8 protein-coding genes are annotated in these 13,979 nt (G+C 56.7%); 6 read left to right on the top strand and 2 right to left on the bottom strand.

Features of this window, described 5'->3' with window-relative positions:
• Positions 1–174 precede the first annotated feature (174 nt).
• A complete protein-coding gene (locus tag OZX72_RS06470; RefSeq protein WP_277157863.1) occupies positions 175–4,113 on the bottom strand; it encodes an AAA family ATPase in 3,939 nt (1,312 codons plus the stop codon).
• Positions 4,114–4,348: 235 nt separating this feature from the next.
• A complete protein-coding gene (locus OZX72_RS06475; protein ID WP_277157864.1) occupies positions 4,349–6,010 on the bottom strand; it encodes a folylpolyglutamate synthase/dihydrofolate synthase family protein in 1,662 nt (553 codons plus the stop codon).
• A 205-nt stretch (positions 6,011–6,215) separates the two neighbouring features.
• Here OZX72_RS06475 and OZX72_RS06480 point away from each other — a divergent pair, with 205 nt between their 5' ends.
• The 6 genes from OZX72_RS06480 to OZX72_RS06505 all read left to right on the top strand — a co-directional run bounded on the left by OZX72_RS06480 (position 6,216) and on the right by OZX72_RS06505 (position 13,810).
• Entirely contained in the window at positions 6,216–7,814 is a 1,599-nt protein-coding gene (locus OZX72_RS06480; protein ID WP_277157865.1) for an aminopeptidase P family protein, read from the top strand.
• Between the two features lie 13 nt (positions 7,815–7,827).
• Positions 7,828–8,349, top strand: a complete 522-nt coding sequence (locus OZX72_RS06485) for an NUDIX domain-containing protein (RefSeq protein WP_277157866.1) — start codon at positions 7,828–7,830, stop codon at positions 8,347–8,349.
• 216 nt (positions 8,350–8,565) lie between these two features.
• Positions 8,566–9,900: an ROK family transcriptional regulator gene (locus OZX72_RS06490; protein WP_277157867.1), complete on the top strand. Its 1,335-nt coding sequence runs from the start codon at positions 8,566–8,568 to the stop codon at positions 9,898–9,900.
• A gap of 128 nt (positions 9,901–10,028) precedes the next feature.
• On the top strand, positions 10,029–10,925 hold the full coding sequence (locus OZX72_RS06495) for a carbohydrate kinase (protein WP_277157868.1): 897 nt from the start codon (positions 10,029–10,031) through the stop codon (positions 10,923–10,925).
• Positions 10,926–11,065: 140 nt separating this feature from the next.
• Positions 11,066–12,388: a glycoside hydrolase family 125 protein gene (locus OZX72_RS06500; RefSeq protein WP_277157869.1), complete on the top strand. Its 1,323-nt coding sequence runs from the start codon at positions 11,066–11,068 to the stop codon at positions 12,386–12,388.
• Positions 12,389–12,577: 189 nt separating this feature from the next.
• Positions 12,578–13,810 carry an AGE family epimerase/isomerase gene (locus OZX72_RS06505; protein ID WP_277157870.1) on the top strand — a complete coding sequence of 411 codons (1,233 nt, stop codon included), beginning with the start codon at positions 12,578–12,580 and terminating at the stop codon, positions 13,808–13,810.
• The last annotated feature ends 169 nt before the right edge of the window (positions 13,811–13,979 follow it).

A 13,979-nucleotide genomic window follows, 5' to 3' on the forward strand; every position in this document is an offset into this window, starting at 1 on the left:
TAGACCGTAAAGACTTGGCCTGTAAAATCCCGGATTTTACTTTCGCGCTCGATATATCGCGCTCACTTCGCTTACGGACAATCCACCGGATTGTCCGCTTAACAGCTCAGCCCAGAGCGTGTCGAACATTGTATATCCCAAGGCTCCACGGTACCCAAAACTAAAGTACTTTTACTATTCGTGCCCGAGCTTCTGACTCACGACCGCAGTGACGCCGTCGGAACGCATCGTGACGCCGTAGAGAGCATCGGCGATGGCCATCGTGCGCTGCTGGTGGGTGATGATGATGAGTTGGGCATGCTTGCGCAGGTCGTTGAATGCGTTGATCAGGCGAGTCAGGTTGATGTCGTCAAGTGCGGCCTCGACCTCGTCCATGACGTAGAACGGGCTCGGGCGCGCGGTGAAGATGGCGAAGAGCAATGCCAACGCCGTGAGACTGCGTTCGCCACCGGAGAGCAAGCTGAGTTGCTTGACGCGCTTGCCTGCAGGGCTGGCCTCAACGATGACACCAGTGGTGAGCAAATCGTCAGGGTTTTCCAAACGCAGACGGCCCTTGCCACCTGGGAACAGTGTCGCGAAGACCTTTTCAAACGCTGCCGCCGTGTCATCGAAAGCGTTCTTGAACACCTCAATCATCGTGTGGTCAAGATCCTTGATGAGCTTCAGCAAATCGTCTCGGCTCTTGGCGACATCGTTGCGCTGGTCGTTCAGGTACTGGTTGCGCGTCTCGAGCGCGTCGAATTCCTCGGCCGCCAGCGGGTTGATCTTGCCCAGCGCTTTCAGGTCGCGTTCGGCCTTGTGCAAACGCTTCTCCTGCTCGGCGCGCACGTACGGCACCATCTGATAGTGACCGGCGTCGATTGGCGAGTCTTGCTCCGAGACATACTGTTCATGAGCTTCTGACGCGTCCTCGTCTGAATCGTGCTGATCATCGACTTCAGACGCATCTTCGGCTAAATGGTAACGGCCATCAGACTTCGATGCGTCTTCGCCTGAACTGTTTAGACCATCGGGCTCAGACGTATTCTCTGCACTGTCGTCTTGGATGTTCCCGCTGTTGCTACTGTCACTTGCAGCTCTTGTGGCTTTAGCCCTTTGAACGGCGGAATCCACAGATACAGCGGAAGCATCAGGACGATTACCAAACGTATTACTTTCGACATTACCGGCAACAGGGGTGTCTGAATCCCCGGCATTTTCCAGCGGAATCGGGTGGCCTTCGTCGTCCAGCACCGGAACCAGCTTGTCGGGGCCGTATTCATCGACCAGCGCCTCGAGATCCATGCCCAACGTATCCGAGACCTTCTGCTCGATCTGGCCATATTGCGCGGCCAAGCGCTCGCGATTCACATCCAACTCGTGTTCACGCTGCTGCAAAGTGGCCACTTTTGGCTCAGCTTCGTCGCGTTGTGCACGCAGTTGTTTCAGCTGGGCGTCATGACTCGAAGCAGCCTTGGAAAGCTCATCGCGTTTGGCGACCACAGTCTTGAGCTCGGCGGCAACCAACGAAGCCATGCCTCGTGCATCGGCGGCAATCTGCCGGTCATGGGCCTGCTGACGTTCGCGCTTTTCATTGAGCGCCTTCATTTTTGTGCGCCTTGCCACGGCCTCACTCGCCTGATCATGCAACAACCCGGCCTGACGGACCAACGAATCAGCCTTGCGATTGGCGTCATTCCAGACAATCTTGGCCGAAACTTCCTGCTCACGTGCCTTGTCAAGCGTGGTCTCGAGCTCGTGGACGCGCTTGTCCAAGTCGTCAAAGTCCTCATTGTCGGTATCGGAATGTTCCGCGGTTTCCAGCGCTTGCGCCAAATCCTCAAGCTTAAGCTGGTGGGTCTGACGGTCATCGTCAGTCTGCTTGATTTTCTCGTCAAGGCCGTTCAATTGCCGAGTCAGTTGCTTGACCCGTTCCTCGACATTCTTGAGGTTCTTGCGGGCCTGGTCGGCTTTCACCTTGGCCTGGATACGCTGTTGCGATTGCCTATCGACCTCAAGACGGGCCTTGTCTCGCGCCTCCGTTGCCGCTTCAATCTTTGGTTGTATAGCATCCGCTTCAGCTTGAAGTTTCTTCGCCTCTGCCATGGCTTTGTCACGACGTGCAGCCAATGACAAATCACTCTGCGAGCGCGACGAACCGCCGATGGCGCCCACAGCATTGACCACTTCGCCGGATTTGGTGACGGCCTGGCTGAACCGCTTGCCCTCCACGGCTTCCAGCGCGGTGTCCATATCGGGCACGGCAGCAACGTCATCGAGCAACAGACGAACGGCACGAACGACGTTTTCGGCGAAATCAGCGTCTTTAGCGGAATCATTGGCACTTACCAAAGTCGAAGCACAGCGAACCGGATATTGGCTGTCTTTCCCGTTAGTATTTCCGGTTTCAGCGTCATTAACAGCTCCGTCTTCAAGCGGATGCAATACAACAGCCTGCCCCAGCTTTCCTTCACTGGCCCGACGCAAGGCCTCAACCATATTGGATTTGCCAGGCACAACGATGGCACTGGCAAACTGGTCGAGCGCATGGGCGATGGCTTCTTCCCAGCCGTCCTCAACGTGAATGAAGTCGGCAAGCCTGCCCAATGCCGCCACAGCATCGTCCTGCTCCAGCTCGCCGGAAGCGTTGCGGCTTTCCAACGTCTCGTTCAGTGCGTCGGCCTTGGCCTTGAGTGCCGTTACTTTGGCTGTTGTGGCACGCAATTGCTCCTGCAAAGCGTCAAGCTCTTCCTGACGCTGCTGCATCGCGGTTTTCGCCGCTTCGAGCTCAGCGGCGCTGTCTTCCTCACCAGCGTTCTGCGTTTCCGCTTCGAAAGCGTCACGTTGGGCAGTGGCATCATCACGCTGTTTGGCGATGGATTCACGTTGCCCGTTGAAATCCTTGGAACGGCTTTGCGCCAGTTCAATGGCCGATTCCTCGCGGGTCTTGAGCTGTCGCAGATTGGCCACCTTCGAAGTGTGCTCCTGCGCAGCCTTGCGCAGTTCCGTCAAGGTCTGGCGGGCTGCCGCTAGCTGTTTTTCATTGCCGGCGCGAGATTCCGTCGCTTTGTCATACGCGATGCGCATGTCGGAAACGTTCTTTTTCTGCGCTTCGGCCTGCCCATCCAATTCCTTGGCACGGGACTCGAGAATGTCCGGGGCCTCGCCGAAGTTCGTAATCATCTGACCGGCAAGGGAACGCGCACGTTCATCGGCCAAAGAAGCCAGCGAACGGAACCGTTCCTCGATGCTCGAAAGCTCGTGCCATGTCTCGTTGATTTTCTCCATGGCCGGGCTGGACTCGGAACTCAGCGCCTCAACTTGCTCGATATGCACCTTGACTTTCGCCAGATCACGTTGCGCGGTTTCCAGTTCTCGACGCACATCGCCCAAGTCGTTACGTAGTTTCGCACGACTTTCCATGGATTTTTGGGCATCCTCGGCGAAAATCCTCGACTGTGCGTCACGTAAGGAAATCTGAATGCTCGCGGCCCTTCGCGAAATCTTGGCCTGACGTCCGAGCGGCCCCAGCTGCCGACGAATCTCATGGAGCAAATCGTCGGTGCGTGCAAGGTTCGCCTCAGTGTTCTTAAGCTTGCGTATCGCTCGTTCCTTGCGCTTGCGGTGCTTTAAAATGCCCGCGGCCTCTTCGATGAAGGCGCGGTGACCGGCAGGGTCGGCCTTCAGAATCTCGTCAAGTCTGCCCTGACCGACGATGACATGCATCTGCTGGCCCAAGCCCGTGTCGCTCAACAACTCCTGAATGTCGAGCAAACGGCAGGGCGAACCGTTGATGGCGTATTCGGAGCCACCGTTGCGGTAGATGGTGCGGCTGATGGTGACTTCGGTGTAGTCGATATCGAGCGTACCGTCTGTATTGTCGATGGTAAGGCTGACTTGCGCGCGTCCCAGCAGCGGACGCGAAGAGGTGCCGGCGAAAATCACGTCTTCCATCGAGGTGCCACGCAGGTTCTTGGCGCCCTGCTCCCCCATCACCCACGTCAACGCGTCGACGATATTGGATTTGCCGGAACCGTTCGGCCCGACCACAGCCGTAATGCCCGGCTCAAAGCGCAGAGTGGTCGCAGAGGCAAAGGATTTGAATCCCTTGAGCGTCAGTTCCTTCAGATACATGGATGATGCTTCCTCTGCTATTTCTGCTTACCCTTAACATCTTGTTGTGATGCTTTTGCCGTCTTTAGATATCATACCGTCTAGGGCAACCCAACAAATCAGCCGTTAATGCCACGACTGCGACGAAAAGCACGAAAATCGACCCAAAAACGTGCTTTTCTCACTGACTGACGATCTAACTGCGGCGAAAAGCACCTTTTTGGGGTTAAAAAGGCGCTTTTCTCACGGGTTAGAATTACTTGCCGGCGTTGCCACCGTCACCATTGCCATTACCACTGTCGCTGCCATTGGCATGATGACGAAGCTGCTCGGCGGTGTTGCCGGGCTCGGGCTCGCCTTCGAACGGGACCTGCTTGACTCCGAAATCGCCGAACGCGTCGCCGAAGACCTCGGAGACGATATCCTCGTCCTCGTTCTTGGAATTTTCGGTTCCGGAATCGTCCTTATCGTTGCCATTCTTGCCATCAGCAGCCTTGCCAGACACACGCTGAGACTTGGGCAGCGCAAGCTCCGGGTTCTTCTTTTCCATCAGCAGCGTGCGGGCATCACCGGCGGTGACGAAGCTGCCGCAGATGAGCACGCCGTGGCCGTAACCAACACCGAGCTCGTCATCGGCATCCACCATGTTGACGGCCTCCTGGATGGCGTCGGGAAGGTTGTCGATGCGGGTGACGCGGTCGCGGCCGAAGACGCCGACGGCAATCTTCTCTAGCTCTTCAGCGGGCATCACGCGATCTCGCCACGAGTTTTCGGTGACGATGATATGGCTCAGAATCGGCTCGAGAGTGCCGAGATATTCCTCGACCTGTTTGTCTTTCATCATGGCGACCACGCCGACCAGCTGCTCGAAGCTGTAGTTTTCCTCGAGCGCCGCACGCAGCGATTCGGCGGCGTTGACGTTGTGTCCACCGTCGACGATGATGGTCGGCGAGGTGCGCACCTGCTCGATGCGCCCGGGAATCTTGACCCCGCCCAGCGCTTCCGCCACCACGTCCTGCGTGAGCTGTCCGTTGACCGGCATGACGACCTCAGCCGCTGCAAGCGCCGCCAAGGCGTTATGAGCCTGATGTTCGCCAAACTTGGCAACCGGGATGTCCTCGTAGGTGCCATTCGGCGTGCGGAACGTGACCAGCTGGCCGCCGACCGCAGGCTGACGCGAGACGACCTCCATCTCCTCGCCATCGCGGATCAGCGTGGCGTGCTCGGCCACAGCCGCCTGCTCCAGAATCGGCATGACTTCGGCCTCGTGCGGCTGCGCGCCGATGATGGCGGTGGATTCGTGCTTGATAATCCCGGCTTTCTCGGTGGCTATCTTCTCGACCGTGTCCCCCAGCCATTGCATGTGGTCCATATCGACCGGCCCGATGACCGCGGCATCGCCGTTGAGTGCGTTGGTGGCATCCCATTTGCCGCCCATGCCGACCTCGAAAATGGCCACGTCAACAGGTGCGTCAGCAAACTTCCAAACAGCCATCGCCGTCAGAATTTCGAAATAGCTCATCGGCGCCTTGCCGTCGGCCTCCATCTTGTGGTCGACCAAAGCTACAAAATCCTTAATCTGCATCCAGGTATCGATGAAATCGTCATCGGAAAGCTGCTGGCCGTCAACAGCGATGCGCTCGTTAATTTTCTGAAGGTGCGGCGAAGTGTACAGCCCAGTACGCATGCCATAGGCTCGGCAGATGGCCTCGGCCATGCGGGCGGTGGAACCCTTGCCGTTGGTGCCGGTGATATGAATGATGCGGAACGTGTCTTCCGGGTGCCCTAAGAGGTCAAGCATCAGGTCCATGACCTCGAGGTCGTGGCCCAGTTCCTCGTGGGTGGTGCGTCGGCTCATGATCTCGCGCTCGACCTCGCGAATACTGACCCCGTTGGTTTTCGGATGCTCGAATGACATAAGACCTCGTTTTGGCTTGATTCCCTTGAAAAATAGACATAACCATTCTATGAAACGGCCTCGAAAGCGCTAAGCCGAACGGCGAATGACACGTCTGTGAAATCCTGCCACCGATGACGCATTCCATGCTCCGACATTTCCTTGCGGCCCGACCGCACGGGTTATTAGAATGGCAAGCGAGATTTCACCAATTAGGAGAACACGTATGAGCGAAGTCATTACGCCGAAAGACAAGGAATACGAGGCACAGGAAATGGCAGAAGCGCCGGGAGCGGACCAACCGATGGAAGACAGGACCAACAATCGCACGTTGCGGCCCACCACGTCGAAGAAATTCGCGGAATTCATGAAGACCGGTTGGGATAACCAAGAACCGCAAATCGAGCCGCTGGAGTCCAGCAAGTTCATTCCCGCACGTCTCGAGGCGCTAGGCAAGCGCTTCCCCGGTGAACGTATCGTCATTCCGGCCGGCACGCCGAAAGTGCGCAACAACGATGACGACTATGCCTTCCGCCCCAACACCGAATTCTCCTATTACACCGGACTTGGACAGGATTATGAAGCCGGAGCGGTGCTCGTGCTGAACCCGGTCGATCCGGAAAGCGACGAGGCCAAGGCCGGCAAGACGCATACGCCGGAACTATTCGTGGCTCCCCGCGCCGACAACAGCACCGAAGCCTATTACGTCGACGCCCATTACGGCGAGTATTGGGTCGGCCCGCGTGCAGGCTTGAAAGAACTTAACGCGATGACCGGCATCGCCACTCACGATATCGCCCAACTGCCGGATGCTTTGGGCAAGGATGTCGGTGCGGAAGCCGGTGCTGTACAGATGCGCGTGGTTCGTTTGGCCGATCCGCAAGTGACAGCCGAGATCGAGAACGTGCGCGAAGCCAACGGTTTCCCCGACCCGGCCGCCAACGAAAAGGCAGATGATGAACTGCAGGAATTCGCTTCGACCGCACGCATGGTCAAGGACTCTTACGAGGTCGGCGAGATCCGCAAGGCCGTCGCCGCCACCAAGGACGGTTTCGACCGCATCCTGACCCGTCTACCCGAAGCCGTCGGCAAGCCGCGCAGCGAGCGCATGCTTGAGGGCGAATTCAACGCCGTTTCGCGCGAAGAAGGCAACACCGTCGGTTACGACACCATCGTCGCTTCCGGCGAGCACGCACCGATTCTGCACTGGATGCGCAACACCGGCGTCGTCGGCCACGGCGAGATGCTGCTGATTGACGCCGGCATCGAGGTCGATAGCCTCTACACCGCCGACATCACCCGCACTTTCCCGGTGGACGGCAAGTTTACGCCGCTGCAGAAGAAGATCTATCAAGCGGTGCTCGATTCACAGCAGGCCGGTTTTGAGGCTGCTAAGCCCGGCGCCACCTACTCTGACATCCATCACGCCTGCATGCGCGTCATCGCACAGAAACTACACGACTGGGGCATCCTGAAGGTCGATGTGGAGGAATCGCTCTCCCCCGAAGGCCAGCAGCATCGCCGTTGGCTCGCTTGCGGCGTCGCCCACCATCTCGGCCTCGACGTGCACGACTGCGCGCAGGCCCGCTATGAGTCCTATCAGGGCGCGAAGATCACGCCGGGCATGGTCTTCACCATCGAACCGGGCCTCTACTTCGCCAAGAACGATCTGCTGATTCCGCCGGAGATGCGCGGCATCGGCGTGCGTATCGAAGACGACGTGCTGATGACCGAAAACGGCCCGGAATGGATTTCCAAGGACATTCCTAAGCAGATCGATGACGTAGAAGAGTGGATGGCGCAGCGCGCGGCCGCCAGGAAGTAATAAAGGAATATTCATGACCACACCATCGTTCATTTTACAGCTGCGCAAGAAAATCGGGCACGATTTGCTCTGGCTCAATGGGGTCACCGGGCTTGTGGAGGATTCGCAGGGTCGGATTCTGCTGGGGCAGCGAGCAGATACCGGCGAATGGGCGATGGTGTATGGCATCAACGAGCCTGGCGAACAACCTGCCGATACCGTCGTGCGTGAAATCAAGGAGGAAACCGGCGTCGATGCCGAAGTCACCGACTTGGTCGCCGTCGTTTCGTCGTCGGACATCATCACTTACGAAAACGGCGACCGCACACAATATATGGACCATTCCTTCCTGTGCCGTCTCAAGCTGGGCGGCAACGCCGACCCATTCGTCGGCGACGACGAAAGCCTCAAAGTCGGCTGGTTCTCGCGTGACAATCTTCCCCATCCACTTGCGAAAAGCACCGTCGAGCGCCTCAAAATTTTCGACGAATACCAGCGCAACAAGACCAGAGGCGATGCCCACGCCTTGTTCGTCACCGACGGGCACCTTCACTGATTCGAAAGACAATTGTGCCTCCGATCAGAACAATCGGAGGCACAATATCTGTACGGCGTTAAACAACGACCAGCTAAAAATCTAGCGCAAATCAATCTCCTTTGTAATCGGATTTGCCTTTTCTTATTAACCTCGTTAATATATGAAGGCAGTTCATCAATGTGTAATCGCTATAAAAGGCGGTTGCAGATGCAAATTGGCCCGAGGAGGTGTCAGATGCGTGACAACAGCGAATCCTCAACGCCTCTTGCTGCAGCACAGACCTTCTCCATCGACCACTTGGCGCCTTCGACGCCCGATTTTTCCGATGATTTGGCGCACGCCTCTGCTCCGCAATCCGTTGTTTCCGAACGCAACCGTTCACGGACTTTATGGCATCTCTACCACTATGGCGTCTCCTCGCGAGCGCAAATTGCCAAGGCGCTGGGACTGACACCCGCCGCCATCACGAAAATTACCGCACGTCTGATTGAGGCCGGCATTGTCGCCGAAACTGGCGATATGAAAGGCAGCAAACGCCGCAGGTCCATCGGATTAAAAATCGATACCGAACGATTTCATTTCATCGGTGTCAAATTCGCGCGCAGCTTGGTGCAAATCGGCGTCTTCGACTTGAACGGCGAGCGCCTGAGCCTCACGGACATGCCACGAGTCAGCGACGATACCATCGACGCAGCCATCGCTTCCACACACAAAACCATCGATTCCCTGCTCGAAACCGACCACGATATCGTCGCCATCGGCATGGCTGTGCCCGGCCCATACTTGCATGGCACCGGTTACGCCGCGCTGGTTTCCAGCATGCCGCATTGGCGTAATATCAACTTCCAAAAGGAATTCGGGCAAGACTGCCCTGTTCCCGTTTTCATCGAACAAGACGCTCGTGCCGGCGCTTTGGCACAGCGGCTGTTCGGTGGACTTGACGACGCCGGGAGTCTGGCGTACTTTCTGCTCGGCGAAGGCGTCGGCCTCGGGGTCATCGAAAACGGCAGGCTCATCTACGGCAATCTGGGTGCTTCCACGGAACTCGGGCATGTCTCCATTGACGCGGTCAACGGCAGGAAGTGCGAATGCGGCAATGTGGGATGCTTGGAATGTTATTGCTCCGCAGGCGCGATTCACCAGCAAATCGACAAGCTTGGCATCATCCAAGGCTCTGCGACAATGACGCATATCGAAGCATGCCAAGCGTTGTTTGCACTCGCCGAGCAGCAAAACGCCAATGCTGGACGCGTCGATGAGGCCCGTCGCCTGGTCGCCGACATCGGCCGTTACGTGGGCTACGGATGCGTCACCATCTGCAACGCCTTCAACCCCCGTCGTATCGTTTTGGGCGATATCGGAGCGCTTGGCGGGCAACAGCTGCTCGACGCGGCGCAGGCCATGGTCAATGAACGAGTCATCTCCGAAATCGCGCAATCCACCGAAATCACCCTTTCCAGCCTTCCCACCGACGCGGCCGTGCTCGGCGCCGCCGCCACGGCCATCACCCAGTTTTTGGATCGTCCCTCCTATTTCCGCGCCGCTCACCCGCCCGGAAATACTGAATGAACGAGACAAAATGCAACGCAATAGAACCGGCTCCGCAGCGACTGCCTGACTCAAGACGGATAGCTGAATAAAAATTGAAAAACCATAACTTAAAAATTGTTATAAAAGATGTAAGAAAGGATCATATTATGACCAAGCCAATCGTTGTATCTCTAGGAGAACTGCTCTGGGATATGCTCCCGACCGGCAAGCGCGCAGGCGGAGCCCCCGTCAATTTCGCCTATCACGCCGCGATGAACGGCGCGGAAGGCCACGCCATCAGCGCCGTCGGCGAAGACCCGTTGGGCGATGAACTCGTCGAAGCCATCAAGAAGTCCGGCGTCGAGTCCATCGTGCAGCGCAACGCATGGCCCACCTCCACCGTCGAGGTCGCACTCAAGAACGGCATCCCGGAATATACCATTATCAAAGGCGTGGCTTGGGACCACATCCTCTACACCCGCGAGCTGATCAACATGGTGCAGAAAGCCGACGCGATCTGCTACGGTACGCTCGCACTGCGCAGCCAGGAATCCCACGACACCATCGTCGAGCTCTTAAAGCACGCCAAGCCCACCGCCATGAAGTTCTTCGACATCAACATTCGCGGCGACCACTACTCCAAGGAACTGATCGAAGAACTGCTCGGCTATGCCACCGTCTTCAAGATCAACGACGCCGAACTCCTGCTGCTGCGCGACATGTTCGACATCCGCGGCACCTCCGACGAGGCGGCATGCAACTGGTTCATGGAAAAATACAACCTGAACTACGTCATCCTGACCGGAGGCTCGACCTTCAGCACCATCATCGCCAAGGACGGTGAATCCTCCACACTCGACACCCCACGCGTCGACGTGGTCGACACCGTAGGCGCCGGTGATTCCTTCTCCGGCACGTTCACCGCCAAGATTCTCACCGGCTCGTCGCTACAGGAAGCGCACCGCGCCGCCGTCAACACCGCCGCCTTCGTCTGCACGCAGAACGGCGCTTGGCCCGAGTATCCGGAAAACATTCCCGACTATCTGGCCGAAGCCGAGAAATAAGTGCAAAACCGGTAAGTAATCGACATACTAATTGGTATAAAAGCCGGCATTGCAGGAATCGGTTTCTGCGGTGCCGGTTTTTCGTGTTTTAGTTCGTGCACATCGATAATCGGATATCCGAACGAAGGGAAGAATCGCCGATGATTGCCAAAGCAAAGAAGAAACCACCTGAATCGGTTACGGATTTTATTCAGCGCATCCACGCGTTATGCGGCGACGAACACGCCTTATGGTCACAGACATTTGATAAGGCCTACGTGAGTACCCTGACCTCTGCCTTGAGGCTCGAAGATGATGGCACTACGTTTGCGCTTACCGGTGACATCCCTGCCATGTGGCTACGGGATTCGACAGCACAGGTTCGACCTTATCTACCGATAGCCGCCAATGACCCTGAAATGGCAAGAATAATTGGAGGTCTTTCCCGTCGACAGTTCTTCTATATCACCATCGATCCCTATGCCAACGCCTTCAATGAATTCCCGAACGGAGCATCGGGCAACCGCGATGACCAGACAGACAGCGATAGCCCATGGATTTGGGAACGTAAGTATGAAGTGGATTCGTTGTGCTATCCGGTTCAACTCGCCTGGCTGCTTTATCGCAATACAGGCTACACCGCCCATTTCGACGACGTCTTCATCAAAGGCATCGATTCCATACTCAAAGTTTTCAGCGTGGAACAGGATCATGGAAGTTCACCATATTTCTTTTTCAGGGACACCGATCTGGTCACCGACACCCTAACCAATGGGAAAGGTACTCCAGTAGCCAGAACCGGCATGACCTGGTCAGGATTTCGCCCGAGCGACGACACCTGCACCTACCACTATCTGGTACCTGCCAACATGTTCGCCTACGTAATTCTCGGTTATATCGTTCGTCTCTTCGATGACAGCAATCCGAATCTTCCTGCAAAATTGAACAAACCCGATATCGTGCAACGCGCAAGGAAACTACGAGACGAAATCGGCAAGGGTATACGCGAATTCGGCAGAACACGAAACCAGGACGGAGAAACCGTTTACGCTTACGAAACCGATGGGCTCGGCCACGCCACGCTGATGGACGACGCCAACATCCCCAATCTGCTTGCGGCACCATATCTGGGTTTCTGCGACGAGAACGACCCGACCTACCAAACGACCAGACGCACGCTTCTGAGCGACGAAAACCCATACTATTATTCCGGCCGTTATGCCTCCGGAATTGGTTCTTCCCACACCAAGCCGAATCGTGTCTGGCCCATCGCGCTATCGGTACAGGGACTTACCAGCGACAATAAGAACGAAAAGGCACGCCTGCTCGATACACTGGCCACCACCACCAACGGCACACATCTGATGCACGAAAGCTTCGACGTCAACGATCCGAGCCTATACACGAGGCCATGGTTCAGCTGGTCCAACATGATGTTCTGCGAGCTGGTCATGGATTACTTCGATATCAAAGTGCTGCACTGATGAACGATATAATGCGTTCAGACAAAAATACCCGTCTTCTGACATATCGGCAAGCTGAATCCATACCGATAACAGAGGCACAACTCAACGGTCAAGTAGGTATTGTCAACATTACAGCGATATTTGAAGTGGATGGCCGAAAGGTCGATGTCAGGCCAACCGGCATACAGAGCAGATGAAAGGAATACCATGACGAATCCGAAATACGAGCTGGGCACCGTGGCCAACCGTACGTTTATGGCCAACGAAACTTACGAACTGCTGAACTTCGGCAAGGGCTTTCCCGTACCACAAGGAGGTTCAGGATGGCTTGACGACGAAGGCCGCATCGATCCGTCGCACGGCGTACAGACCTGGATCACCGGACGCATGACGCATGTCTACTCCATCGCCGCAATGCTGGGCTATCCCGGGGCCGTTGCGCTGGTGGACGCCGGACTTAAGGGCTTGACCGGCATCCTGCACGACGACGAGAATGGCGGCTGGTATCCCTCAATCCAGGCTAACGGCACACCCGAAGAAGGCAAGACCTGCTATCCGCACGCTTTTGTCATCCTATCGGCGTCCTCGGCCCTGCTTGCGGGACGTCCCGGCGCGAAGGAACTACTAGACGAAGTCCTCAAAATCTACGACGAATATTTCTGGGATGACGAAGCAGGACTCGTCGTAGACACTTGGGATTCCACGTTCAGCAAGCTCGACGACTACCGTGGCGTCAACGCCAACATGCACACCACCGAGGCCTTCCTCGCCGTCGCCGACGCCACCGGCGACAACAAGTACCGTGTGCGCGCCGGCCGCATCATCGACCACGTCGTGGGTTGGGCGGAGAACAACCACTGGCGTATCCCGGAACATTTCGGCCCTGATTGGTCGATCAACCTCGAATACAACACCGACAAGAAGGACGACCAGTTCAAGCCTTACGGCGCCACCCCGGGCCACGGCATCGAATGGGCGCGTCTGATTACGCAGTGGGCGCTGAGCTCCTTTGCCAACCGCGCCGGAGCCAAACCGTATATCGATGCCGCCGAACACCTATTCAACCAAGCAGTCGCTGACGGTTGGAACCGAAACGGCACGGTTGGCATGGCCTACACCGTCGATTGGAACGGCGAACCGGTGGTCACCGACCGCATGCATTGGACGCTGGCCGAGTCGCTCAACACCTCTTCAACGCTTTACAAGGTCACTGACAAGGAAGAATATCTCGATTGGTATGCGACCTTCGCCCAGTATGTCGACGAACATCTGATCGACCACGAAAAGGGCAGCTGGTTCCACCAACTCGACCAGAGCAACCACGTCATCGGCACGGTATGGCCGGGCAAATCCGACGTCTATCATGCCTTCCAGTCCACGCTGGTGCCTTTCCTCGACCCGTCAGTCTCGATCGCCACGGCAGTGAAGAACGCAAAGTAAGGCGACTAAGGCCATAAAACGTCAGACGAGCATGCAGCACGGCGCAATCGCTGCTACCGATGCTGTGTGCCCGTCTTTTATACATGCGGAAACCACAGCATTATGCTTACGGAGCATGCCGTAACAAGCGTCCATATGATGTATTATTCTAAAGTATTCCGGCACAAAC

The sequence above is a fragment of the Bifidobacterium sp. ESL0769 genome, from assembly GCF_029395495.1.
Lineage (GTDB): Bacteria > Actinomycetota > Actinomycetes > Actinomycetales > Bifidobacteriaceae > Bifidobacterium.